At 69.6% G+C, this 21,458-nt stretch carries 31 protein-coding genes; 11 read left to right on the top strand and 20 right to left on the bottom strand.

Going from position 1 to position 21,458, the window contains the following annotated elements; translation table 11 throughout:
- Positions 1-51 precede the first annotated feature (51 nt).
- Positions 52-1,047 carry a hypothetical protein gene (locus ACFVAE_RS05670; protein ID WP_378888915.1) on the top strand — a complete coding sequence of 332 codons (996 nt, stop codon included), beginning with the start codon at positions 52-54 and terminating at the stop codon, positions 1,045-1,047.
- Between the two features lie 3 nt (positions 1,048-1,050).
- Here ACFVAE_RS05670 and ACFVAE_RS05675 read toward each other — a convergent pair whose 3' ends face one another.
- On the bottom strand, positions 1,051-1,614 hold the full coding sequence (locus tag ACFVAE_RS05675; RefSeq protein WP_378888917.1) for an alpha/beta fold hydrolase: 564 nt from the start codon (positions 1,612-1,614) through the stop codon (positions 1,051-1,053).
- Between the two features lie 227 nt (positions 1,615-1,841).
- Between ACFVAE_RS05675 and ACFVAE_RS05680 the strand changes: the two genes are divergently transcribed.
- Positions 1,842-2,891, top strand: a complete 1,050-nt coding sequence (locus tag ACFVAE_RS05680; protein ID WP_378888919.1) for a hypothetical protein — start codon at positions 1,842-1,844, stop codon at positions 2,889-2,891.
- Positions 2,892-2,898: 7 nt separating this feature from the next.
- Here ACFVAE_RS05680 and ACFVAE_RS05685 read toward each other — a convergent pair whose 3' ends face one another.
- Genes ACFVAE_RS05685 through ACFVAE_RS05695 form a run of 3 tightly spaced genes read right to left on the bottom strand, consistent with a single transcriptional unit; the run spans position 2,899 to position 4,755 of the window.
- On the bottom strand, positions 2,899-3,474 hold the full coding sequence (locus tag ACFVAE_RS05685; protein WP_378888922.1) for a GNAT family N-acetyltransferase: 576 nt from the start codon (positions 3,472-3,474) through the stop codon (positions 2,899-2,901).
- Positions 3,475-3,497: 23 nt separating this feature from the next.
- Complete coding sequence (locus tag ACFVAE_RS05690; protein WP_378888925.1) at positions 3,498-4,229, bottom strand: class I SAM-dependent methyltransferase; 732 nt, start codon at positions 4,227-4,229, stop codon at positions 3,498-3,500.
- Positions 4,230-4,245: 16 nt separating this feature from the next.
- A complete protein-coding gene (locus ACFVAE_RS05695; RefSeq protein WP_378888927.1) occupies positions 4,246-4,755 on the bottom strand; it encodes a winged helix-turn-helix transcriptional regulator in 510 nt (169 codons plus the stop codon).
- A 101-nt stretch (positions 4,756-4,856) separates the two neighbouring features.
- On the opposite strand from ACFVAE_RS05695, the gene ACFVAE_RS05700 reads away from it, so the two are divergent.
- The gene (locus tag ACFVAE_RS05700; protein WP_378888930.1) at positions 4,857-5,513 is read left to right on the top strand and encodes a dihydrofolate reductase family protein; all 657 of its coding nucleotides are present in this window, start codon (positions 4,857-4,859) and stop codon (positions 5,511-5,513) included.
- A gap of 16 nt (positions 5,514-5,529) precedes the next feature.
- On the top strand, positions 5,530-5,871 hold the full coding sequence (locus ACFVAE_RS05705) for a YciI family protein (RefSeq protein ID WP_378888933.1): 342 nt from the start codon (positions 5,530-5,532) through the stop codon (positions 5,869-5,871).
- Between the two features lie 4 nt (positions 5,872-5,875).
- On the opposite strand, the gene ACFVAE_RS05710 is transcribed toward ACFVAE_RS05705, so the two are convergent.
- Genes ACFVAE_RS05710 through ACFVAE_RS05725 form a run of 4 tightly spaced genes read right to left on the bottom strand, consistent with a single transcriptional unit; the run spans position 5,876 to position 7,726 of the window.
- The gene (locus ACFVAE_RS05710) at positions 5,876-6,289 is read right to left on the bottom strand and encodes a PaaI family thioesterase (protein WP_378888936.1); all 414 of its coding nucleotides are present in this window, start codon (positions 6,287-6,289) and stop codon (positions 5,876-5,878) included.
- Positions 6,286-6,858, bottom strand: coding sequence for a putative immunity protein (locus ACFVAE_RS05715; RefSeq protein WP_378888938.1), 573 nt, complete (start codon positions 6,856-6,858; stop codon positions 6,286-6,288). Before ACFVAE_RS05715 ends, ACFVAE_RS05710 begins: the two co-directional genes overlap by 4 nt.
- Positions 6,855-7,322, bottom strand: a complete 468-nt coding sequence (locus tag ACFVAE_RS05720) for an acetyltransferase (protein WP_378888941.1) — start codon at positions 7,320-7,322, stop codon at positions 6,855-6,857. The genes ACFVAE_RS05715 and ACFVAE_RS05720 overlap by 4 nt, the downstream gene beginning before the upstream one ends.
- The gene (locus tag ACFVAE_RS05725; RefSeq protein WP_378888943.1) at positions 7,319-7,726 is read right to left on the bottom strand and encodes a DUF2809 domain-containing protein; all 408 of its coding nucleotides are present in this window, start codon (positions 7,724-7,726) and stop codon (positions 7,319-7,321) included. The genes ACFVAE_RS05720 and ACFVAE_RS05725 overlap by 4 nt, the downstream gene beginning before the upstream one ends.
- A 117-nt stretch (positions 7,727-7,843) precedes the next feature.
- Here ACFVAE_RS05725 and ACFVAE_RS05730 point away from each other — a divergent pair, with 117 nt between their 5' ends.
- The gene (locus tag ACFVAE_RS05730; RefSeq protein WP_378888946.1) at positions 7,844-8,338 is read left to right on the top strand and encodes a tetratricopeptide repeat protein; all 495 of its coding nucleotides are present in this window, start codon (positions 7,844-7,846) and stop codon (positions 8,336-8,338) included.
- Between the two features lie 42 nt (positions 8,339-8,380).
- Here the strand turns inward: ACFVAE_RS05730 and ACFVAE_RS05735 are convergent, their stop codons facing one another.
- Positions 8,381-8,797, bottom strand: coding sequence for a DUF1801 domain-containing protein (locus ACFVAE_RS05735; protein WP_378888949.1), 417 nt, complete (start codon positions 8,795-8,797; stop codon positions 8,381-8,383).
- Between the two features lie 74 nt (positions 8,798-8,871).
- Here ACFVAE_RS05735 and ACFVAE_RS05740 point away from each other — a divergent pair, with 74 nt between their 5' ends.
- Positions 8,872-9,333, top strand: a complete 462-nt coding sequence (locus tag ACFVAE_RS05740) for an ASCH domain-containing protein (protein WP_378888952.1) — start codon at positions 8,872-8,874, stop codon at positions 9,331-9,333.
- 79 nt (positions 9,334-9,412) lie between these two features.
- Here the strand turns inward: ACFVAE_RS05740 and ACFVAE_RS05745 are convergent, their stop codons facing one another.
- From ACFVAE_RS05745 to ACFVAE_RS05770, 6 genes are all read right to left on the bottom strand, one after another.
- A complete protein-coding gene (locus tag ACFVAE_RS05745) occupies positions 9,413-9,805 on the bottom strand; it encodes a hypothetical protein (protein WP_378888954.1) in 393 nt (130 codons plus the stop codon).
- Between the two features lie 128 nt (positions 9,806-9,933).
- Positions 9,934-10,464, bottom strand: coding sequence for a VOC family protein (locus ACFVAE_RS05750; RefSeq protein WP_378888956.1), 531 nt, complete (start codon positions 10,462-10,464; stop codon positions 9,934-9,936).
- Positions 10,465-10,545: 81 nt separating this feature from the next.
- Positions 10,546-11,202, bottom strand: coding sequence for a helix-turn-helix domain-containing protein (locus ACFVAE_RS05755; RefSeq protein ID WP_378888958.1), 657 nt, complete (start codon positions 11,200-11,202; stop codon positions 10,546-10,548).
- Positions 11,203-11,271: 69 nt separating this feature from the next.
- On the bottom strand, positions 11,272-12,345 hold the full coding sequence (ychF, locus tag ACFVAE_RS05760; protein WP_378888960.1) for a redox-regulated ATPase YchF: 1,074 nt from the start codon (positions 12,343-12,345) through the stop codon (positions 11,272-11,274).
- Between the two features lie 24 nt (positions 12,346-12,369).
- A complete protein-coding gene (locus tag ACFVAE_RS05765) occupies positions 12,370-13,026 on the bottom strand; it encodes a Type 1 glutamine amidotransferase-like domain-containing protein (protein WP_378888963.1) in 657 nt (218 codons plus the stop codon).
- A gap of 13 nt (positions 13,027-13,039) precedes the next feature.
- The gene (locus ACFVAE_RS05770; RefSeq protein ID WP_378888966.1) at positions 13,040-13,783 is read right to left on the bottom strand and encodes a class I SAM-dependent methyltransferase; all 744 of its coding nucleotides are present in this window, start codon (positions 13,781-13,783) and stop codon (positions 13,040-13,042) included.
- A gap of 59 nt (positions 13,784-13,842) precedes the next feature.
- On the opposite strand from ACFVAE_RS05770, the gene ACFVAE_RS05775 reads away from it, so the two are divergent.
- Both ACFVAE_RS05775 and ACFVAE_RS05780 read left to right on the top strand, forming a co-directional pair.
- On the top strand, positions 13,843-14,436 hold the full coding sequence (locus ACFVAE_RS05775) for a 3'-5' exonuclease (RefSeq protein ID WP_378888969.1): 594 nt from the start codon (positions 13,843-13,845) through the stop codon (positions 14,434-14,436).
- Positions 14,437-14,482: 46 nt separating this feature from the next.
- Positions 14,483-15,724, top strand: coding sequence for a DNA recombination protein RmuC (locus tag ACFVAE_RS05780; protein ID WP_378888971.1), 1,242 nt, complete (start codon positions 14,483-14,485; stop codon positions 15,722-15,724).
- A gap of 15 nt (positions 15,725-15,739) precedes the next feature.
- Here the strand turns inward: ACFVAE_RS05780 and ACFVAE_RS05785 are convergent, their stop codons facing one another.
- Together ACFVAE_RS05785 and glpX are read right to left on the bottom strand one after the other, a co-directional pair.
- On the bottom strand, positions 15,740-16,054 hold the full coding sequence (locus tag ACFVAE_RS05785; protein ID WP_378888973.1) for a hypothetical protein: 315 nt from the start codon (positions 16,052-16,054) through the stop codon (positions 15,740-15,742).
- 100 nt (positions 16,055-16,154) lie between these two features.
- A complete protein-coding gene (gene glpX, locus ACFVAE_RS05790) occupies positions 16,155-17,141 on the bottom strand; it encodes a class II fructose-bisphosphatase (RefSeq protein ID WP_378858116.1) in 987 nt (328 codons plus the stop codon).
- Positions 17,142-17,325: 184 nt separating this feature from the next.
- Between glpX and fbaA the strand changes: the two genes are divergently transcribed.
- A complete protein-coding gene (fbaA, locus tag ACFVAE_RS05795) occupies positions 17,326-18,354 on the top strand; it encodes a class II fructose-bisphosphate aldolase (protein WP_378888975.1) in 1,029 nt (342 codons plus the stop codon).
- Between the two features lie 66 nt (positions 18,355-18,420).
- On the opposite strand, the gene ACFVAE_RS05800 is transcribed toward fbaA, so the two are convergent.
- From ACFVAE_RS05800 to ACFVAE_RS05810, 3 genes are all read right to left on the bottom strand, one after another.
- The gene (locus ACFVAE_RS05800; protein WP_378888978.1) at positions 18,421-18,921 is read right to left on the bottom strand and encodes a hypothetical protein; all 501 of its coding nucleotides are present in this window, start codon (positions 18,919-18,921) and stop codon (positions 18,421-18,423) included.
- A gap of 67 nt (positions 18,922-18,988) precedes the next feature.
- Positions 18,989-19,645, bottom strand: a complete 657-nt coding sequence (locus ACFVAE_RS05805; protein WP_378888980.1) for a zf-HC2 domain-containing protein — start codon at positions 19,643-19,645, stop codon at positions 18,989-18,991.
- The gene (locus ACFVAE_RS05810; protein WP_378888983.1) at positions 19,642-20,145 is read right to left on the bottom strand and encodes a sigma-70 family RNA polymerase sigma factor; all 504 of its coding nucleotides are present in this window, start codon (positions 20,143-20,145) and stop codon (positions 19,642-19,644) included. Before ACFVAE_RS05810 ends, ACFVAE_RS05805 begins: the two co-directional genes overlap by 4 nt.
- 82 nt (positions 20,146-20,227) lie before the next feature.
- On the opposite strand from ACFVAE_RS05810, the gene ACFVAE_RS05815 reads away from it, so the two are divergent.
- Together ACFVAE_RS05815 and ACFVAE_RS05820 are read left to right on the top strand one after the other, a co-directional pair.
- A complete protein-coding gene (locus tag ACFVAE_RS05815; RefSeq protein WP_378888986.1) occupies positions 20,228-20,719 on the top strand; it encodes a DUF2231 domain-containing protein in 492 nt (163 codons plus the stop codon).
- A gap of 75 nt (positions 20,720-20,794) precedes the next feature.
- Positions 20,795-21,409 (top strand): DUF4822 domain-containing protein, encoded by a 615-nt coding sequence (locus ACFVAE_RS05820; protein ID WP_378888988.1) that lies wholly within the window; start codon positions 20,795-20,797, stop codon positions 21,407-21,409.
- The last annotated feature ends 49 nt before the right edge of the window (positions 21,410-21,458 follow it).

Here is a 21,458-nt window from a genome sequence, read left to right on the forward strand (position 1 = left end):
TTCACCCGCGAGGGTGAGCCGCCCGCGCGGGCTCCGGGCTTGGCTGAGGGCATGACCGATACCGCAGACCGCTCGCCCGTCATGACCCCGCCCACGCCCGCCTCGCCGCGCGTCCCCCATCGCCTCACGGTGCTGACGCTGCTCTGGCTCGCCTGTTATGCCCTCATCCGGGCTGTGCTGGTCATACTGGACCCGCAGGTGCCACTCTCCGCCGTCCGCGCCGACCTGATCGTCATCACCGGATGGTGGAGCGTCGCCCTGCCCGTGGTCGCCCTCGCGGCCGTCGCCGCACAGGCCGCCGTCGTTGCCAGGCGACCTGGCGCCGCGCTGCGGTGGTGCGTCATCATCGCGGGGGCCCTCACGGCGGCCGCGCTGATGGTCTCCGGCGCCCTGATCCTGCTCGATCTCGTCGGCGGCATCCTGCCTGGCCTCGGTGTGGTGTTCTTCCCGCTCGGCGCCGTCATCCGCGCCTCCTGCGTCGTCGCCGCGGCGCTCATCGCTGCGCACACCTGGCGGTTCTGGAGGGCGACCCGGCGCACGGGATCGTCGCGACCGCGCCCCGAACGCACGCCGCCCTGGGTCGTCATGGCCGGCTACGCAGTGGTGGCCGCCTGCGTCATCCGCCTGACCGCGCAGCTGTTCGTGGGCATGGAGAACACCCCGTTCGCGGCGAGCCCGGCATCCGTTCTGTTCGAGCTGGCATTCCTGCTCGCCGGCACCCTGCTGCCGCTCGCGCTGGTGCACAGCTGGGGGCGGATCTGGCCGGGCTGGGTGCCGTGGCTGCACGGGCGCCGTGTGCCGCGGATGCTGCTGCTGGTCTGCGGCGGCGTGCTCGGCGCCTCGATGGTCGCCTACTTCGGCATGATGACCGTGCAGATGGTCATCGAGCGCATGCAGGGACGCAACCCGTTCCCGCCCACCGACGGCGAGGGGCTGCCGGAGTGGTTCTTCTGGGTGTCGGTTCCCGCGTACCTGATCTGGGGCGTCGGCCTGGCGATCGGCACGATCAGCTACGCGAGGATCACTGCGCCGGAGCGGAGCGCGTGAGCATCAGTCCCAGTCGAGATACTCCTCGATGACGACGGCGGTCTCGATCGGGTGCGTCATCGGGAAGAAGTGATCGGCGCCCTGGATGCTGGTGATGCTGGCCCGGTCGGTGGCCGTGGCCTGCAGGGCGACGCCGTTGGCCGGGGGCGTGACGACGTCCTCGGTGCCCTGGATGATGAGGATCGGGATGGCGGGAGCCAGCGGCGTCTCGTTCTCCTCGACGCCGAGCAGCAGCAGGCCGTTCACGCGGTCGGTGTGCTCTCCGGCGAAGACGCGGGCGACGGTTCCGCCGGCGCCGTGGCCGCCGATCCAGGCGTCGTCGAGTCCGACGTGATCCATCACGGCGAGGGCGTCCTCGACGCGCTCTGCCACGGTGCTGTCGTCGGAGCGGGCGCCGACGCGCAGCACGCGGAAGCCGGCCTCCTCGGCCAGGTAATGACCGACCGATCCGAGCGCCCCGCCGTCCATGCCGACGCCGGGGATGAGGACGAGAGCGACGGGACCGGGGCCCTCATCGACGTAGGACACGGAGCGCCCGTCCGCCTCGAAGATGCTGTTCTCTGCCACGGGTGCTCCTCCTGGTGCCGTTCGGGATGTGCCTGAACAACCCTACTTGGCGGAGCCCGCGTCATCCCAGGCGGCTCGATTACGCTGAGAGAGCACGACCCGATGAAAGCGACACTCCCCTGACTTCCTCCCGACGGCACGCGCCCCTTGACGATCCTCGAAACGCACTCGTCCGATATCTGACCAAGACCTCCGGTTACTACATCGCCGAAGCTGTCGGCCTGCTCATGGCCAAACTCGCCTCATTGGTGCTCGCCGGGGTGCTCGTCTGGGCGATCTTCATGGGCGTCGAGGAGTTGGAGAACGTCTTCGCCGGCATCATCCTGTGCGTGTTCCTGATCCCGTGCATCGTCCTGTGCCTCTGGATGGGGCTGTTCATGTTCACCGCTCCGATGCTCGAGCGCCTGGGGGCCGCGAGGCTGTTCCGGCGGGTCCGCGGCGGCGGCCGGGACGGGAGCGACGCACCGGCCCCGCTGCCCGATGACGCCCTGGTCTCGAGCCGGAGCGGCCATGCTCCGCTGCTCCAGCGGACGGCGGCCTTCCTGGTGCTCGGTCTGCCCGCGGCGGTCTTCATCGGCTACTGCCTGCTGGCCTATCTGAACGAACTGCAGCAGCTGCTGTTCGGCCCGCCCTCGGTCCGGTACTGGGATTGGCGAGCGCCGTCGAACTTCACCGTGCTCGGCGAGGAGATCTTCACCGACGAAAACCTCGGGATGCTGATCCTCGTGCCGTCGATCTCGGCGATCTTCCTGGTCGCTGGGATCTCGCTCGCGGTCTTCGCGCTCCCGCTGCTCACCAGGCGCGGGGTCGATGCGATCGACCTGGCGGTCACGGACTCGGGCATGGTCGTGCGCGGCGGGCTGGCGATCGGCTGGGATGAGATCGCCGAGATCATGGTCATCCAGGACACACGGGCCGGCACGGTGTTCGGTCAGCGTCAGGAGCGGGCGGTCATCCAGCCGCGCGCCGTGATCAATCTCACCTTCTTCCCGCATCACTCCCGCACCCGGATCGCTGTCGTCCCCGACGACTTCCCCGGGCTTCTGGCGCGGTCCGGACAGTCGCGCAGTCTGCACGCGGACCACGCGCGCGACTACGGGTACGCGCTCGCCGATCTGTGGCTCCACGAGCCGGAGAAGGTCGACGAGGTCTGCGCCGAGCTCACCCGCGTCGCCCGTCGCACGCGGATCACGCTCACCCACCACGAGCGCGGCACGAACATGAAGGACTACCTGGAGGGCTCACCGGGATGGCTCGGCGGGCTGTTCACCCGCTGACACGCGGTCAGGCGGCGGTCGCGGATGAGGCGCTCCGCGCGTCCCATTCCCGCCGCAGCAGCCCGTAGACCCACGAGTCCGAGACGACGCCGTCGACGATGCAGTCCTCGCGCAGAGTGCCCTCGTGCACGAAGCCGAGCTTCTCGAGCACCCGCGCGGATGCCGGGTTGCGCGTGTCCGCCTCGGACTGGACGCGGTTCAGGTCGAAGGCGCCGAAGGCCCACCCGAGGAGAGCCTCGGATGCCTCGGTCGCATAGCCCTGGCCCCAGGCGTCCTGTTTCAGCACGTATCCGAGGGATGCGCTGCGGAAGTCCTCGTCCCAGTCACCGAAGGTCGCCCAGCCGAGGAAGGCTCCGTCCGACCTGCTCTCGATCGCGACCCGTGCTCCGGTGCCCTCCTCTGACACGCGTCGGCACTTGTCCAGGAAGCGGGTGATGTTCGCACGATCCGTCCAGGGCGACGAGTCCCAGTAGCGCAGCACGTCGGCGTTGCTCATCAGTGCGAAGAGCTCTTCGCCGTCGGCATCCGTGAACGGGCGCAGCCGCAGCCGCTCGGTCTCGAGGACGGGGGTGGGAACAGTCATGTGCGCCATCGTCGCACGGATCCTCACGTCCGCGCGGCGGGTTGCGCCTCGAAGACCATGGTCCGCTGACCGTCGAACGGCGTGCGCTGCCAGTCGCCCCAGGCGGCGGTGACCTCGAAGCCTGCGGCGCGCAAATCGGCCTCGATCTCGTCCCGGCTGCGGAAGACGAGCAGTTCCTCGATGACGACGGTCTCGTCGGTGTCCTCGAAGCGGTTGAAGGCGCGCAGCAGCACGGTGCCCTCACCCCTCCCCTCGACCTCACTCCACTCCATCAGCGGGCCGTGCACGGTGTCACGGACGGAGGGGGTCTCCTGCACCCAGGACTCCCACGCGCGGGCATCCGGGTTACGACTCTCGAAGGCGAGCGTCGCGCCCGGCGCGGCGACGGCGCGCAGGTCGCGCAGCGTGCGCTCCCACTCGCCGCGCGGGATGTGCTGGGCGACGTTCCCCGACATCAGAATCAGGTCGAAGCGCTCCTCCGGGAGCGCGCGGGTGTCACCGTCGATCCACGTCACCCGCTCGGCGCCGGGCCTGCGGCGCGCATAGGCGAGCATCGCCGGAGACGGGTCGAGGCCGATGACGACCCGCCCCGGGGCCGTCAGGGTCGCGGTCAGGATGCCTGTCCCGCATCCGACGTCGAGGACACGGGCGGCATCCGCGGCGAGCGAGCGATAGTAGTCGTGGTCCGGCCCGTCGGGGTTGTCGAGGTCGTAGAGGTCGACGACTCGAGGGTCGTAGTCCAGAGCATCCGTCACCCCGGCAGGCTACCGGTCACTCGGGCGCGGCTGGGGCCTCTCGGACCGCGAGCTCGTACGCGGCCATCAGCTGCGCGCTGGGACGAGGCGCGTCGGGGTCGGGCCGCGGGACGCCGAGGTGGAGCTCGCGGAGCTCGTCCATCAGCGCCTCCACCAGTTCCGGGCCGCCGTCGCGGAGAAGTTCCGCGCGTACCCGAAGCCGGCGCTCGCCGGTGCGGTGCGCGAGCCCCCAGTTGCCGAGGGCGACCATCACCGGGAGCACCTGGATGCCGGATTCCGTGAGCGAGTACGCGGCCCGCTGTCCGCGCTGCGCGTCGTCGCGGGTGAGAAGACCGGCCTCGACGAGCCGCTTGAGCCTGCTGGCGAGGATGTTCGAGGCGATGCCCTCCTCGGACCCGGCGAGGAGCTCACGGAAGTACCGGCGGTTGCCGAACATGATGTCGCGCAGCACCAGCATCGCCCAGGGGTCGCCGAGAACTTCGACGGCGGCGTTGATCGCGCACCCGGATCGGGGGGCTGCCGGCATCGCTCGCCTCCTGCGGAATTAGTGCTTGCAACTGACAACTGCTTAAGGGTACGTTACCGAGATCAGGTTGCAATCTGCAATCACTCTTCGTGGAGGCTTCGATGTCACGGGTACGCGTCAATAACTTCTCCATCTCGCTCGACGGCTTCGGCACCGGCGAGGGTCTCACCCTCGAAGCGCCGTTCGGCCACGCGGGCGAGCGGCTGCACCAGTGGATGTTCGCCACCAGGTTCTGGCGCTCGATGGTCGGAGAATCGGGCGGCTCCACCGGAGTCGACAACGCCTTCGCCGAACAGCACGGGATCGGGTTCGGCGCCGAGATCATGGGCCGCGGCAAGTTCAGCGCCTCGACCGGTCCGTGGAGCGGTATCGGCACCGCCGACGAGTGGCGGGGCTGGTGGGGGCCGAATCCGCCGTTCCACACGCCTGTCTACGTGCTCACCCACCATCCGCGCCCCTCCATCGAGATGGACGGCGGCACCGTGTTCCACTTCGTCGACGGGACCCCGCAGGAGGTTCTCGCCCTCGCGAAGGATGCCGCCGGTGACCTCGACGTGCGGATCGGCGGTGGCGTGACGATGCTGAGGGAATTCCTCGCAGCAGGGCTCGTGGACGTCGCGCACATCGTTCAGGTCCCGATCCTGCTCGGCCGAGGCGAGCGGCTCTGGGACGACCTGGAGGCGCTCGAGGAGCGCTACGACGTCGAGTCCGTGTCATCGCCGAGCGGCGTGACGCATCTCACCCTCACCCGTCGATGACGATAGGAGAACGACGATGAGCCAGTACATCATCTACTTCAACCAGCAGTGGGTGGGCGACCACCCCGAGGAGTGGTTCGCCGAGCGCGGGCGACTCTGCAATGCCGTCGTCGACGACATGAAGGATGCCGGCGTGCTCATCTTCGCCGCCGGCGTGGACGAGGACGTCGCCTCGGCGATCATCGCTGACGACACCGGCGGCACGCTGGAGTTCGGCACCGGGCTGTACGCCCCGGACGACCAGTACGTCGGAGGCTTCACCCTCGTCGACGTCCCCGACGAGGAGACTGCTCGGATGTGGGGCGGCAGGGTCGCCGAGGCCTGTGGCTGGCCCCAGCAGATCCGCCGGGTCTACTGAGGGCTCAGCGCTTCATCGCGCTGATGGTGCCGGTGCCGACGGCGCACAGGTACTCGCCGTCGGCGCCCTGCACGTGGATCTCGACCTGCGTCACCGCGGTGCGCGAGGTGCTGCCCTGCGTGGTCGCGCGCGCGATCAGCCGATCCCCCTGCGCCGGACGCAGGTAGGTGAGGTTGACCCCGGAGGTGAGCACATCGGGGCCGAGAGCCAGCCCTCCGGCGAATGTGAGCGCGTTGTCGGCCAGGTAGCAGAGCACGCCGCCGTGCACGTAACCGTGCTGCTGCAGCAGCTGCGGGCCCACCTCGACCTCGAGGGCGATCCCGTCCTCGTCGAACCGGGTCAGGACGGTGCCGAGCAGCACGCTGAACGGCTGCGCCGCCAGCACCCGCCGCGCCTCCTCGAGGCTCAGTGTGGTCATCGTGGCTCTCCCTCGATCGAGGCTACCGGCCGCCCCGTCCCGGCCATCCGGTCCTGGAGCTGACGGATCGTGTCGCCGAGGATGCCACGCGCGAACAGGCCCTCGCCGAGCGGCCCCGAGGCGTCCGAGCCGAGCTGCGGGAGCAGCCGCAGCGCTGCCCGCTCAGCGTCGGTCATCTCCGCCAGCTGCCAGTCGATCTCCTCCTGCACGCGCTCCGGTGTCGCAGCATCCGTCAGCGATACGGCCTTCACCGCGTATGCCGCGGCGCCCAGCGCGTGCGCGCCCATGTGCGCGACGGCTGCGGCCTGTGCGACGGACCTCGCCGCCGCGGTTCCGGCGGGAGTGGATGCGGCGTTCGCCGCCCTTCCCGCGATCAGGCGCTTCCTGATCTCCTCAGCGCTGCTGCCCGCGCCCGCGCTGTACGCGCGCGTGCGGTCGACGGCGTCACGGATAGCCTCCTCCGCCGCGGCATCCGCCTCGAACAGGGGCAGCACGCGCTCCGCGCAGGCCAGTGCCCAGCGGGCGATGGCACGTCGGTCGGTCTCGCTCAGGGTCTGGACGGATGTCATCCGAAGATTCTCCTGGATCCCCGCGGCGCCGGTGCATCGTGCCGCAGGTGCAGCAGCGGGTACGGTCGGCCCTGGTCGTCGAGCGCGCTGCGCCCGACCGCGGTGAAGCCGCGTCGCCCGTAGAACCCCACGGCCTGCGTGTTCTGCTCGTTGACGTCGACCGAGGTCACGCCGTGGTGGAGCGCGAAGGACAGCAGTGCGCTGCCGGCGCCGCGGCCGCGCTCCTGTGCGTCGACGAACAGCATCTCCAGCCTGTCATCCGCGATCCCGGCGAATCCGACGATGCGTCCGTCACGCTCCGCGACGAAGACGTCGACATGCGGCAGGTAGTCCGAGGCGAGGTGCGCCTCGATGTCGTCGCGATGCTCTGCGGCGAGGAAGTCATGCGTCGCGTCGACGGCACTGCGCCAGATCTGCACGAGGCGCGGATACTCGTCGGGATCGCTGAGCGGGCGGACGTTCACGCATCCAGCCTTGCACGTCGGCCGCGGATCAACAGACCGTCGATCGCGACGACGAGCGCGACACCTGCCGCGTACCAGAGCAGATCCCACGGCGAGAAGCCGAGTCCGAAGACCAGTCGTACGGGTGGGAAGGATGCCGCCCATTGAGCGGGCCATGAGGTGAGCTGCAGCAGTTCCACGCCGAAGCACCAGGCCAGCGAGAACGCCGCGGTCACCCACCAGCGCGCCTGCGGCGCGACGAAGAGGACGAGCAGCGTGATCAGCACGGCGTAGAGGATGTCGCCCACCGCGTCGATGACGACTCCCGGCGGCGCGAGCAGATGCACGGCGAGCCCGGCCGCGACGGTCATGAGCGCGGCCGTCGCGAGGACGAGACGACGCGTCAGCGTCCGAGGAGAAGCCACCATCCCAGCCTGACATGTCGACCTCGATCGGCCCGGTCAAGGGTCATGCGCGTCGAGCTGCGCGAACCTGCCGAACTCCTCCCGGCTCCGTGCCGATCAGCCTGACAGGATGGGAGCATGACGGTCACCATCGAGCAGTGGGAGGCATCCGTCGCGAGCCTCTGGGAGCGCTTCGACGACTTCGGTCGTGAGGAGGGCGTGTCGGCGATGCGCGAGCTGGCCGAGTCCTGCCCGGCCGCCGACGGCCGAGCGGCCTTCGAACTGGCCGGCATGTACGACTCGATGGGCTTCGAGGCCGAGGCGGGCGTCGAGTACGAGCGCGCCCTGGAGCTCGGCCTCGACGACGCGCGCCATGCGCAGCTCGCCGTGCAGTACGGATCGACGTTGCGCAATCTCGGGCGTCTCGACGAGGCGATCGAGGTGCTGCGCGCAGCACCGACGCACGCGTCGACGGGGTCCGCGCCGCGCATCGTCCTGGCCCTTGCGCTGCACAGCGCCGGCCGGAAGGACGAGGCGCTGCGCGTCTCGATCGAGGCGCAGATCGACGGCCTGCCGCGCTATCAGCGCTCGATGCGCAACTACGCCGCCGCGCTCACCGTCGCGGCGGCGTAGCATCCGCGGATGGCCCGCGCGCGAGCGCTTGAGGCCGGGAACTCACCGGTTCGCCGCGACCGCTTCGCGCACGAGTTCGCGAAGATGCGCTTCGTCGATCTCCGCACCCTCGAAGAAGTCGATCGCGCGAACGGCGGCGCCGTCCAGCCGCGCGTTGAAGAGGCCGGCCGGATCGTCCAGCTGAGCCCCCTGAGGAAAGGTCAGCCGCACGGCCTTCTTCAGCAGGTCCGCCAGGCAGACGTTCCCCTTGCACACCCAGGTGGCGACGCCCTCCGGCTTCGACGGCTTCCGCCACTTGATGTCCTCGACGATGTCCGCGTCCGCGCTGACGATGATGCGGCGTATCCGGGAGAGCATCTCCCCCTTCCATCCGCCGGCAGCGGCGATGATCGCATCGATCTCTTCACCTGGGGTCGTCTGCTCCGCGCTCATGGTTACATCCTGGCCCCGTCCCGTCACCGCGCGACGGCTCCGCGCCGTCTTCGCGACAGCAAGTGAGATCGACGCTGGTCCCCGCACGGCAGGGTGGTGCTGTGGATCGGGGACAGCGGATAGAACAGTTCTGGCGATCGTCCGGGGCACCGGCCGGGACCGAAGCACCGCCCGCATGGTCGTTCGGCGATTCTCCGACGCTCGCGGACGAGCTGCTCGCCCTGACCCTCCGTGGTGCGAAGACGGCGATGGCGAGCGCGCAGCGGGAGTTCGAGGTCGACGGCGCCCCGCTTCCCCACACCGGCGATCTCGCGATCGTGCTCGACGGCGGCGGTGAGCCGCGGGCGCTGATCCGCACGACAGAGGTCGAGATCGTCCCGTTCGACGAGGTCACGGCAGAGCACGCTCGTCTGGAGGGAGAGGGCGACAGGTCGCTGGCCTACTGGCGAACCGAGCACGAGCGGGCCTGGCGCAGCTCGCTCGCGAACACGCCCTACGAGTTCGACACGAGGATGCCGGTCGTGTGTGAGCGCTTCGAGCTGCTCTTCCCGGTCACACGTTGAAGCGGAACTCGACCACATCGCCGTCGTTCATGACATGTGCTTGCCCTCGCCGGACCCGGCCGGCCGTCGTCGCGGGCGATCACAGCCCGACAGACTCGTCGAACTCGCGGCGCAGGTAGTTCGGCGCCTGCACCCGCCAGGCCTCCGTCACGAGCTCGGCGAAGTGCCCGAGGTCGATCGCGGCCATGCGGAACGCGATCTTGGGCTCGCCCCAGCGGGTCGTCGGCGGAAGGAAGACTCCGGGCTCCATCTCGCGGAGGGCGAGGGCGTCGTCCGGATCGGCGATCTTCACGCCGACCACGAGCTCCGATGCCACGATCGCACGGACGCGATCAGGGATGCTCGGCCACGGGTGGCACTCCCACGCGTACAGCTTGCTGCGCACGAACCACGCCGCACCACCCGTCGTCGCACGCTCCTCACTGCCGGGGAGTCGCGCGGCCAGGGCACGCAGATCGTCGAGGGTGGCCATACATCGAGGGTACGCAGCACCACCGACAGCGATCGGCCGGTTGACGGGCACGGCCGGCAGCGGCATCGGCATCGGCATCGGCATCGGCATCGGCATCCCATTGAGCGAATCCGGCCGGCAGGCCCTGGTCAGCGCTGCGCGCCTTTCGGGTCGCGCAAGCCGGACATCGCTTCCAGCAGCGTGTCGTGGATATAGGTGAGCTCGGGTGACACCTTGTCCCATCGCTCGTCGGCGCCCTCGGCCGCCCACTCGCTCTCGCCGTCCCAGACCACATCACCGTGCTGCCAGATCCACCACAGGTTCGCGCTCCCGTCCTGCACACGGGCGAACCGCGTGCCGAAGAAGTCGGTCGGCTTCGTGACCACACGCGCTCCGCGCGCGAGAGCGCGCTCGAGCGCCGCGTCGAGGTCGTCGACGTAGACCTGGAGCAGGCTCGGCGTGAAAGGCCAGTCCGGCTTGCGCTCGGCGAGCATGATGGTCGTCGTGCCGACCCGCACCTCGGCCTGCAGCAGAAGCCCGTCCTCATCGATCGTGCGGGCCTCGGCGCGCTCCTCGCCGTCGAAGACCTCGATCACGAACCTGGTCAGTTCATCGGCGTCCGTCGTGATGATGAACGGGTTGACGGTGGCATAGCCCTCGGGGGCGGCGGGTGCGGACATCGTCTGCTCCTGTACTGGTAGGGGTTGCGATGCCCTCAGTCGATCACCCGGCGACGGCGACCGTATTGAACGTTTCCGCCATCATCGGCCCGACAGCACCTGGGCCGGCGTCTGGCCATGGAACGCTTTCAGAGAGCGGGTCAGGTGGGCCTGATCCGCGAATCCGCACCGCGCGGCGCACTCGCTCGGCGGCACCCCCTGCAGCAGCAGGGCGAACGCTTCACGAGCCCGGGAGAGCTGCTCGATCTGTTTGCGCGTGAGTCCGGTTGCGGCCCGCACCCGGCGCTGCCGGTGCCGCTCCGAGTAACCCACGTCACCGGAGAGCATGCGCCGGACATCCTCGTCGCAGCGCAGGACATCGAGCTCGAGAAGACGATCGGTGAAGGCCTCGAGGTCGGCGAACTCCGGGAACACCACGGCATGCTGCGCGATCATGACGTGCCCGGCTTCGACCACGAGCGACTGCTCACCGCCGAGCAGGAGCTGCTTGCGCACTCCAGGCAGGACGACATGAGCCTTCAGCTGTACGCCCCAGCTGTGCTCCCCGATCGTCGAGCTGATCCATCGGTGGCCCAGAGTCGGACCCGCCAGGCCCGCGCCCAGCTCTCCGTCAGGTGCGCGGGTGAACCACAGATCCCAGTACTCGACCGCCGGGACGAGGTAGCGCTCGTCCTTCGTCGCCCGCGCCTGCCACACGCACTCCACGGCCCGCGAGTCGGGATGGTACTCCTCGTACATGCGCTCCGTTCGCCACTGGTCGATGCGAAGAGAGTATCGGCGCTACGGGCCGGTGAGCCGTCGAAGCGCTCAGACGTTGAAGCGGAACTCCACCACGTCGCCGTCCTGCATGACGTAGTCCTTGCCCTCGAGGCGGGCCTTGCCCTTGGCGCGGGCCTCTGCCACCGAGCCGGTGTCGACCAGATCCTGGAACGAGATGACCTCGGCCTTGATGAAGCCCTTCTCGAAGTCGGTGTGGATCACGCCGGCCGCCTGCGGGGCCTTGTCGCCCTTGTGGATCGTCCAGGCGCGCGCCTCCTTCGGACCCGCCGTGAGGTAGGTCTGCAGGCCGAGGGTGTCGAACCCGATGCGGGCGAGCTGGTCCAGGCCGGACTCCTCCTGGCCGGTCGAGGCCAGCAGCTCCGCGGCATCCTCCGGGTCGAGGTCGATGAGCTCGGACTCGATCTTCGCGTCGAGGAAGATCGCCTGTGCGGGCGCGACGAGCTCGGCGAGCTCGGCCTTGCGCGCAGCATCCGTCAGCACGGCCTCGTCGACGTTGAAGACGAAGATGACCGGCTTGGAGGTGAGCAGGCCCAGCTCCTTGATCGGGGCGAGGTCGAGGCCGCTGGTCGAGAGCAGCTGACCGCGCTCGAGCGCGTCCTTCGCCGCGGACGCAGCCTCGAGCACCGAGGGATCGGTCTTCTTGCCCCGGACCTCCTTCTCGAACCGCGGGACCGCCTTCTCGAGCGTCTGCAGGTCGGCGAGCATCAGCTCGGCGTTGATGGTCTCGAGGTCGCTCTTCGGGTTGATCGCGCCGTCGACGTGCACCACGTCGTCGTCGGCGAACCCGCGCACGACCTGCGCGATCGCGTCGGCCTCACGGATGTTGGCGAGGAACTGGTTGCCCAGGCCCTCACCCTCGCTCGCGCCGCGCACGATGCCGGCGATGTCGACGAACGACACCGTCGCCGGCAGGATGCGCTCGCTGCCGAAGATGTCCGCCAGCGTGTTCAGCCGCGGGTCCGGCAGGCTCACCACGCCGACGTTCGGCTCGATCGTCGCGAACGGATAGTTCGCCGCGAGCACGTCGTTCTTGGTCAGCGCGTTGAAGAGGGTGGACTTGCCGACGTTGGGCAGGCCGACGATACCGATAGTGAGAGCCACGGGAGTCGATTCTACCGGGGGCGGCTACTCCAGCCGTTCCCAGTGCCCTTCGGAGACCACGCTGACGTCGGCACCCACCACTCGGATGGCGGTCTGATCGTCGATCGCGTACGCCGGGCCGTCCATCCCCTCCGCCCATTTCCGCGCGTGGGCGCGGGTGTTCTCGGGGAAGTCCGGGAAGTCCAGGTGCGGGAAGATCGAGAAGTCGACGAGGCCGAGCGTGCGGTCGCCGGTCTCCGATCCGTCCCAGGACACGAACTCGGGACCGATCTGCGGCGTCATGACCATGCTGCCCGCGCTCACTCCCACCCAGACGGTCTCGGAGAGGCGCGGGAGCACCTCGAGCAGACCCGATGCGCGGATCCAGTGCGCGAGATAGGTCGCCTCACCGCCGTCGACGAGCAGCGCGTCGGCGCCCTCCACCCACGGGATCCAGCGCTGCCCCATCGACGGCAGCGCGGTGAGCTCGAGCAGCCCGACCGACTTCCATCCCAGCGCCGTCATGGAGTCCGGCCCTGCGACGAACCGACGGCCGGTCTCCGGCGTGCACATCGGATGCCCGTACTGCGCCGTCGGGATGCACAGCGCCGTCGCCTCCTCGATCGGCTTCCCGAGCATCTCGACCAGAGCGCGGCGGATGCTCTCGTTCGTGACCCCGCCGGAGGTCAGCAGCAGCTTCATCGGCCGCTTCGGCTCAGCCGCGCACCGCGCGGAAGGCCGCGGTGACGTAGGGAAGCTCGATCGTCCGCTCGCCCACCACGCCCAGTTCGTCGAAGAGGTCGTGCATGCCCCGCTCGATGCCGGCCTTCTTCTCCTCGGATGCGGTGATGATGTAGCTGCGCGACCGCGCCATGTGCAGCAACTGCTCGCGGTTCATCGTGCGCGTCCACTCCCAGCGCCGGGTCTCCACGTCGCCGAAGGGCGCGGCGATCGTGGGCCCGTCGCCCGAGATCATCTCCTCGGCGGGGCTGCCGCTCATGATGAGGGTGAGCCGGCGCACCCAGTCGACGCGCTCGTCCCGCACGTTCCAGATCAGGCCCAGCGCGCCACCCGGGCGCACGACCCGACCGATCTCGGCGGATGCCGGAACGGGATCGACCCAGTGCCAGGCCTGCCCCATCACGACGGCGTCGACCGAGGCATCCGGCAGCGGCAGCGCCTCGGCCGTGCCGATGAAGGTCGGCACCTGCGGGGACTGCACATGCAGGGCGGCCAGCATCTCGGCATCCGGGTCGACGGCGACGACCTCGCCGTCCGTGGCATCCGCGAGGACACGCGTGAGCTTGCCTGTGCCCGCGCCGACATCTGCGACCCGACGAGCGCCCTCGGGAAGTCGTTCGAGCATCCACGCGACCGCTTCGAAGGGGTAGTCCGGGCGGCCCGCCTCATAGCTGCTGGCCGCCGTTCCGAAGGATGTCGCGCGTTCGCTCATGCTCATCTCGCCAGCCTACGGCGCGCCTCGAGCGCGCGCGAGAGGCGGGAGGCGAGAGTGAGAACGTGGCTCTGGACTTCACTGCGATCGACTTCGAGACGGCGAACTCCAGCCCCGCCTCGCCCTGCCAGGTGGGCCTCGTCCGCGTCCGCGACAGCGAGGTCGTCGCACAGACGGGATGGCTGATCCGTCCGCCCGCGGGGTACGACGACTTCCAGGAGTGGAACGTCCGCATCCACGGCATCCGTCCGGAGGACGTCGTCGGCGCCCCCACCTGGGAGGCGCAGATCGACCGGCTGCACGCCTTCGCCGGCGGCGACGTGCTCGTCGCGCACAACGCGGGCTTCGATCTGAACGTGCTGCGCCGCTCCTGTCAGGCGACCGGACTGGACGCCCCGCCGTACCGCTCGCTGTGCTCGCTGGCCGTCGCCCGCAAGACCTACACGCTCGAGTCGTACCGGCTGCCGAAGGCTGCAGAGGCCGCTGGGTTCGGCGAGTTCCCGCACCACGACGCGCTGGCCGATGCCAGGGCCTGCGCTCAGATCGTCATCGACGCCGCCCGCCGTGCGGGCGCGGTCGACATCGAGGCGCTCTCCGGCACGCTGAGCGTTCCCGTCGTGGAATTCGCCCCTCTGATCGCCGAGCGCGCAGCGGCCTGAGCGCGTCTGCGAGCTCATGTCGGCGACTCCCGGCATCATGTGAGGCATGGATGCTTCAGCTGTCGCCCTCGCGCTGATCGCGCTGCTCATCGGTGCCGCCGGCGGCTGGTTCTTCGCCCGCTCCCGCGCGGCCGCGGCGCTGGCACGAGCCGAGGCCGAGGTCGCGGCGCTGCGCGACGACCGTGACCGGCAGTACGACCTCTACCGCGACGCCGTCGAGCACTCGCGCGCCGAGCAGCAGGCCGCCGCAGAACGTGCACAGCGCGAGAACGCCGTGCTGACCGCGATCGCACCGGTGCGCGAGAGCCTGCATCGGATGCAGCAGACGGTGACCTCGCTGGAACAGGAACGCCAGGTGCAGTTCGGCACGATCAGCGAGCAGCTGCGCCTGGCGCAGGAGTCGGACGAGGCGCTGCGCGCCACCACCGAGACCCTCGCCGGCGCACTCCGCTCGACCGCGACGCGCGGCGTGTGGGGCGAGGCGCAGCTGCGCCGTGTGGTCGAGGCCGCCGGCCTGACCCGGCACGTCGACTTCGACCTGCAGACCACGATCAGCTCCGATCGCGGTCAGGGCCGCCCCGACATGGTGATCCGGCTCGCGGGCGGCGCCTCGATCGCCGTCGACGCCAAGGTGCCGCTGGATGCCTATCTCGAGGCGAGCGCGCTCGGCCTGAACGCCGATGAGGGCACTCGTCGCGCCCTCATGCAGAAGCACGTGAAGGCGCTGCGCGCGCACATCGACGCGCTCGCCAAGAAGGCCTACTGGTCGGGACTCGAGGCCGGGCCCGAGTTCGTGATCTGCTTCCTGCCCAGCGAGTCGCTGCTCGCCGCCGCGATCGACGAAGACCCCACGCTGCTCGAGCACGCGTTCGGCAAGCGGATCGCCCTCGCCTCGCCCGTCAACCTGTGGGCGGTGCTGAAGACCGTCGCCTACACCTGGTCGCAGCAGGAGGTGTCCGATGAGGCCCGCACGCTGCTGAGCCTGGGAACGCAGCTCTACGACCGCCTCGGCACGCTCGCCGGGCACGCGGACGATCTGCGCCGCGCGCTGGAGCGCACGGTCGACAGCTACAACAAGTTCGCTGGCTCGCTGGAGAGCAGGGTGCTGGTCACTGCGCGTCAGTTCCCCGGCATCGATCAGTCGGCACTGGTGGCTCCGGCGCAGCCGGTGCTGACGCAGGCCCGTCGCTTCACCGCGGAAGAGCTGCTCGAGGGCGCGGAAGATGAGTCCGAGATGCGCTCAGACATCGGAGAGCTGCGCGCTCGCCTCGATCCCAGCGAGATCTGACGCCGCGAGAGCCGCTCAGGCTCCGCCCGGCACCCACCACAGCAGGGCGACCACGATGCCGGAGGTCGCGAGGAACGCACCGATCATCCACCAGACACTGACCTCGTGGCCCTCGTCCCGGCGCTTGCGGAACAGCACGTCAGCGCGACGCGCGGGATCGATCGGGGCAGCCGCGGCGGCTGCGGCAGCGCCGCCCGCCGCCGGAGCCGGCGTGGACAGCTTCACGACCGTGCCCTCGGGCAGGTCGCTGACCCGCAGGATGCGACCGGTCTCGGTGGTCACGGTGGCGGCAGGGGCAGCCTTGTCGGTCTGATCCTTCTGCGATGTCATCGTGCGTCCTCCTCGTTCCGACCGCGAAAAGCGCGATCGTGACCCGCCCATTCTGCCAGGCATGCCTGGAAAAGTGCGTACCGGCGGTCGTGTCAGGCGCTCAGAGCCACTTCGAGACCAGGTGCTCCGACGAGATCCGGCGCAGCGTGCCCGAGGCTCCGCGCAGCACCACGCTCTCGGTGTAGACGTACCCGCCCTCCCGGCGAACGCCCGAGACCAGCTGCCCGTCGGTCACGCCTGTCGCGACGAAGAGAGTGTTGTTGCCCTTGACCAGGTCGTCGGCCTCGTAGACCTTGTCCATGTCGAGTCCGGCATCGATGCCGCGCTGGCGCTCGGCATCGTCGCGCGGCCACAGCCGACCCTGGATGTGCCCGCCGAGCGCCTTGATGGCGCACGCCGTCACGATGCCCTCCGGGCTCCCGCCGACGCCGATGCACATGTCGGTGCGTGCGTTGTGGCGGGCCGCGTTGATGCCGCCCGCGACGTCGCCGTCGCTCATCAGGCGGGTTCCGGCGCCGGCCTCACGGATCTCGGCTATGAGCTTCTCGTGACGCGGACGGTTCAACACAGACACGACGATCTCGTCGACGGGCTTGTCGAGCGCGGCCGCGAGACGACGGATGTTCTCGCCGACGGGCAGGCGGATGTCGACGACGCCGACGCCGGCAGGTCCGGTGACGAGCTTGTCCATGTAGAACACGCTGGATGCGTCGAGCATGGTGCCGCGGTCCGAGACGGCGATCACCGAGAGCGCGTTCTGTCGTCCGGCGGCGGTCAGTGAGGTGCCGTCGATCGGATCCACCGCGATGTCGCACTCCGGACCGCTGCCGGTGCCGACGGTCTCACCGTTGAAGAGCATCGGGGCGTTGTCCTTCTCGCCCTCGCCGATGACCACTCGGCCCTGGAAGTGCACGGTGCCGAGGAATGCACGCATCGCGTCGACGGCCGCGCCGTCCGCCGCCTCCTTGTCGCCGCGGCCGATGTACGGCACCGCGCGGATCGACGCGGCCTCCGTCGCACGCACCAGTTCGAGTGCGAGGTTGCGGTCGGGACGAAGAGGGCTGAGATCAGCAGTGAGGCTCACCATGCCGGTCAGCATAACGACGCGAGCGGGCAGAATCGGCGAGTTTCACGCGCTCTCAAGCGAAGGAAAGTCTGTTCTTAACATCCATGAAGACCAGACAGATTTCCGAGCGCTTCACAGGGAAAGCATCCGCGCTCCTCCCCGGCTAAAGTGAGCCTGAACCCGCTCATCGATCGCAGGAGTTTTCATGCCCGTTGCCACCCCGGATCAGTACGCCGAGATGCTCGATCGCGCGAAGGCCGGCGGTTTCGCCTACCCCGCGTTCAACGTCTCCAGCTCGCAGACGATCCACGCCGTCCTCCAGGGGCTGACCGAGGCCGGCTCCGACGGCATCATCCAGGTCACCACCGGCGGCGCCGACTACTTCGCCGGCCAGACGGTGAAGGCCCGCGCCACCGGCGCCCTCGCCTTCGCGAAGTTCGCCACCGAGGTCGCCAAGTCGTACCCCGTGACCGTCGCGCTGCACACCGACCACTGCCCGAAGGACGCCCTCGCCGGCTTCGTCGAGCCGCTGATCGCGGCATCCGAGGAAGAGGTGAAGGCCGGACGCAACCCGATCTTCCAGTCGCACATGTGGGACGGCTCGGCCGTGCCGCTCGCCGAGAACATCGAGATTGCCAAGGATCTGCTCCCCCGCATGAAGGCGATCAACGCCATCCTCGAGGTCGAGATCGGCGTCGTCGGCGGCGAGGAGGACGGCGTGCGCCACGAGGGCTCGAACGACGCCCTCTACACGACCTTCGCCGACGTCGACCAGGCCGTGCAGGCGCTGGGCCTCGGCGAGCAGGGCCGCTACATCGCCGCCCTCACCTTCGGCAACGTGCACGGCGTGTACAAGCCGGGCGGCGTGAAGCTGCGGCCGGAGCTGCTGGGCGAGATCCAGCAGCAGGTCGCCGCGAAGTACAACACCGGCGCGAAGCCGCTCGACCTGGTGTTCCACGGCGGCTCCGGCTCGACCGACGAGGAGATCGCACTCGCGGTCGCGAACGGCGTCATCAAGATGAACGTCGACACCGACACGCAGTACGCGTACACTCGCGCGATCGCCGACTACATGTTCAAGAACTACGACGGCGTGCTCAAGGTCGACGGCGAGGTGGGCAACAAGAAGGCCTACGACCCGCGCGCCTGGGGCAAGGTCGCCGAGACGGCGATGGCCGCCCGCGTGGTCGAGTCGACCCGCCAGCTCGGCTCCTACGGCCAGTCCCAGAGCTGACCGACGTCACCGCACGACGACGGATGCCCCGGACCACACGGTCCGGGGCATCCGTCGTCTCAGGGGTCAGCCTCGGATCAGCGTGCCGTCGGCCTTCAGCACCCACCAGATGCCGCCGACGCCCTGGCCGTTCACGTCGCCCGCGGCGGAATCGCCGGCGAAGGTGTACAGCGGCCAGCCGTCCAGAGTGACCTGGTGCTTGCCGTCGGGGGTGTCGATCGTGCCGAGCTTCCCGGTGACTCCATCCGCCTTCGGCACGGCCTGCGCCGAGAGGATGGGCGGCCACTTCGCCAGGCACTCGCCTGTGCACGAGCTGGTGGTCGTTCCCTGCGTGTCCTTGTCGTACATGTAGGCCGTCATCCCGTTGCCGTCGACGACGACGTCGCCGAGCGACGTGGTCGCCACCTTGAGGTCGGTGCCTGATGCCGCGGGCGAGGATCCCTCGGACGAGGGTGCCCCGTAGCCGGAGTCGGTTCCCGACGTCGATCCCGATCCACCGGTCCCGCCGGAGCAGCCGGCCAGCAGAAGAGCGAGGGCGATGCCGCCGATCGCGAGAGCCTTGCGCATGATGTCGTCCCTTCGTCCGGCCTCGGCGAGGCCTCTCCTCGGGAAACGAGACGGCACGCGAGATGGTTCACTCGAAGGAGTGACGGACCATGACCGCTCCCCCGGCATCGAGGATCTCGATCGAGCGGATGTCGGATGCGGCGAGCGCCGTGCCCGCGGACAGCTTCGCCGCCGCGCCCGGCTTGACGTTCCAGGTGGACAGCGTGGTGGTCGTCCCGTCGATGCCCGTGACGGCGAGCATGTACTTGCCCGCGGCGGAGCCGTATCCGTCGTACTCGCAGACCAGGTCGAGCTTCGTCCCCCACGGCACGGATGTCAGCGCCACCTCGGCAGACACCGGAGCGCCTGCGACCGGCTCCAGAGCGATCGCCTCCGCGGGCCTGGGCAGAAGCACCGCGACCGTCGCGACGACGCCGAGCACCACAGCAGCGGCGACACCGCTCGCCCAGGCCGCGACCCGGCGGCGCCGGCTTCGGCGCGCCCGCGCGGCGGCGAGCACGCGCACGGGTCCGGCATCCGCAGCATCCGGATCGACGACCGCCTGTGCCTCGTCGGCGCTGAGCCGCGAGAGCAGCGACACGGTCGGCCCCAGCTCGGCCGCTGCGGCGCGGCACGCGGCGCAGCGCGCGAGGTGCTCCTCGTACTCGGCGCGCTCCGCAGCCGAGAGCGCGCCCAGCGCGTAGGCCGCATCCCATGTGGCGTACCGCTCGTGATCGACGTTCACCGGGTCACCCCTCTCTCCTGCAGCGCGAGCCGCAGGGCTCGCAATCCGTAGTGCATCCGGGACTTGACCGTCCCCTCCGGGATGCCGAGCTCCTTGGCCAGCTCGCCGACGCTGCGGCCGCGGTAGTACGCGGCGATGACGACCTCGCGGTGCTCGGGGCTGACCGCGGCGAGCGCGTCCTGGATGAGCAGGGCGTCGAACAGCCGATCCGTCTCGTCGTCGGAGGCGCGCTCCGGCGGGTCGGCGACCGCGTTCTCGTGCCGATGCCGTGCGCTGCGGGCGTCATCGATCACGATGTGCCTCGCGACGGTGAACATCCATGCGCGCGAGGTCGCCGGGTCCTGTTCGAGCACCCGCGGAGTCCGCCACGCGCGCAGCAACGTCTCCTGCACGACGTCGTCGGCGGATGCCCGGCTGCCGAGGCTCGTCACGTAGCGCCGGATGGGGCCGGCATGCAGCTCGTACAGCGCCGTCAGTCGTTCGTCGTCCTGTTCGCTCACGGATCCCTCCTCACCCGGGTAACGAGGCGGAGCGCTCTGCGGTTCAGATGAACCTCGACGCGGTGCAGTCCGTTCTTCACCTATGGACATCTTCCTCGCCGATGACGCGTTCCGCATCGCCGGTCTGCCGCTGCATCCGCTGCTCGTGCACGCTGTCGTCGTGCTCACTCCGCTGACGGCGCTCGCTGTCGCGCTGGCCGCCGTGTGGCCGGCTGCCCGCCGCCGATTGGGCTGGGCGCCACCGGTCGCGGCAGTGATCGTCGCCGGACTCGTGCCGGTCACGGTGCTGGCGGGCCAGAACCTCGCGGCGACCGTCGGCTACACACCGGCGATCCTTCAGCACGAGGCGCTGGGCCTCATGCTCATCCCGTGGACCATTGCGCTGCTGGTCGCGGCGCTCGCCGTCGCGGTATGGGATCGGATGCAGCCGCGGCTGCGCCGCGAGCACCCGACCGCGGCGCGGTTGCTCGGAATGCTCGTGCCGGCCGCCGCGGTGATCGCGGCCACCGGCACGATCGTCGTCACCGTGCTGACCGGGGAGGCCGGCGCCCGAGTCGTCTGGGGAGGCGTGTGATCAGCCCTTCAGTCCGCCGAGCAGTAGCCGATCGGATGATGTGGCGCCCCGGTCCCGATTCGTAGCGTTGAAGACATGAACATCACCCGTATCTCCCGCCGTTCCGTGCTCACCGCCTCCGCGATCGCGATCGCCGCCGCGAGCATCCTCCCGACTTCCGCGATGGCCGCCGAGGCGCCCGCTGCTCCGGCCGCTTCCGCGAACTCCTTCGCGAAGACCACGCTGACCCCCTCGCAGCTGCTCACCTCGACCCCGTGGAAGACCACGAGCGCCCTGGACTCCGACGGCAACCGCGTCGCGCTCACCGACGCGAACGTCGCCAACTTCGTCGGGTGGGCCTACTTCAAGGCCGACGGCACGTTCACGATGTACAACCTCGACGACAGCCCGAAGATGCACGGCGACTGGACCGTGCCGGCCGACGGCTCGGCGCGCACCATCGTCGCGAAGGACGCCGCGGGCAACGTGCTCTTCACCCGCGTCACCCCGATCACGCAGCTCGACAAGAACACGTTCACCTACCGCGTCGTCCCGAACGCCGCGCAGCCCGATGTCTACTTCGACATCGTGCACACCAAGACCAACCACGTCGAGCCCGGCACCGGCGCGAAGGGTCCTGGTGCGAACAACGGCAAGGGCAACGCGAACGGCCACGGCAACGGCCACTTCAACAACGGCAACGCCCGCTGATCGTTCTCCGCTGAGAATCACAGAACCCGGTCCCGCGTCACGCGGGGCC

Source organism: Microbacterium sp. NPDC057659, assembly GCF_042799915.1.
In the GTDB taxonomy this organism is placed as follows: Bacteria; Actinomycetota; Actinomycetes; order Actinomycetales; family Microbacteriaceae; genus Microbacterium.

Coding starts and splice junctions, on each gene's coding strand:
- ACFVAE_RS05670 (WP_378888915.1), top strand. CDS start 52: ATGACCGATACCGCAGACCGCTCGCCCGTCATGACCCCGCCCACGCCC.
- ACFVAE_RS05680 (WP_378888919.1), top strand. CDS start 1,842: ATGGCCAAACTCGCCTCATTGGTGCTCGCCGGGGTGCTCGTCTGGGCG.
- ACFVAE_RS05685 (WP_378888922.1), bottom strand. CDS start 3,474: ATGACTGTTCCCACCCCCGTCCTCGAGACCGAGCGGCTGCGGCTGCGC.
- ACFVAE_RS05695 (WP_378888927.1), bottom strand. CDS start 4,755: ATGCCGGCAGCCCCCCGATCCGGGTGCGCGATCAACGCCGCCGTCGAA.
- ACFVAE_RS05700 (WP_378888930.1), top strand. CDS start 4,857: ATGTCACGGGTACGCGTCAATAACTTCTCCATCTCGCTCGACGGCTTC.
- ACFVAE_RS05705 (WP_378888933.1), top strand. CDS start 5,530: ATGAGCCAGTACATCATCTACTTCAACCAGCAGTGGGTGGGCGACCAC.
- ACFVAE_RS05710 (WP_378888936.1), bottom strand. CDS start 6,289: ATGACCACACTGAGCCTCGAGGAGGCGCGGCGGGTGCTGGCGGCGCAG.
- ACFVAE_RS05715 (WP_378888938.1), bottom strand. CDS start 6,858: ATGACATCCGTCCAGACCCTGAGCGAGACCGACCGACGTGCCATCGCC.
- ACFVAE_RS05730 (WP_378888946.1), top strand. CDS start 7,844: ATGACGGTCACCATCGAGCAGTGGGAGGCATCCGTCGCGAGCCTCTGG.
- ACFVAE_RS05745 (WP_378888954.1), bottom strand. CDS start 9,805: ATGGCCACCCTCGACGATCTGCGTGCCCTGGCCGCGCGACTCCCCGGC.
- ACFVAE_RS05750 (WP_378888956.1), bottom strand. CDS start 10,464: ATGTCCGCACCCGCCGCCCCCGAGGGCTATGCCACCGTCAACCCGTTC.
- ACFVAE_RS05755 (WP_378888958.1), bottom strand. CDS start 11,202: ATGTACGAGGAGTACCATCCCGACTCGCGGGCCGTGGAGTGCGTGTGG.
- ACFVAE_RS05765 (WP_378888963.1), bottom strand. CDS start 13,026: ATGAAGCTGCTGCTGACCTCCGGCGGGGTCACGAACGAGAGCATCCGC.
- ACFVAE_RS05770 (WP_378888966.1), bottom strand. CDS start 13,783: ATGAGCATGAGCGAACGCGCGACATCCTTCGGAACGGCGGCCAGCAGC.
- ACFVAE_RS05780 (WP_378888971.1), top strand. CDS start 14,483: ATGGATGCTTCAGCTGTCGCCCTCGCGCTGATCGCGCTGCTCATCGGT.
- ACFVAE_RS05785 (WP_378888973.1), bottom strand. CDS start 16,054: ATGACATCGCAGAAGGATCAGACCGACAAGGCTGCCCCTGCCGCCACC.
- glpX (WP_378858116.1), bottom strand. CDS start 17,141: ATGGTGAGCCTCACTGCTGATCTCAGCCCTCTTCGTCCCGACCGCAAC.
- fbaA (WP_378888975.1), top strand. CDS start 17,326: ATGCCCGTTGCCACCCCGGATCAGTACGCCGAGATGCTCGATCGCGCG.
- ACFVAE_RS05800 (WP_378888978.1), bottom strand. CDS start 18,921: ATGCGCAAGGCTCTCGCGATCGGCGGCATCGCCCTCGCTCTTCTGCTG.
- ACFVAE_RS05815 (WP_378888986.1), top strand. CDS start 20,228: ATGGACATCTTCCTCGCCGATGACGCGTTCCGCATCGCCGGTCTGCCG.
- ACFVAE_RS05820 (WP_378888988.1), top strand. CDS start 20,795: ATGAACATCACCCGTATCTCCCGCCGTTCCGTGCTCACCGCCTCCGCG.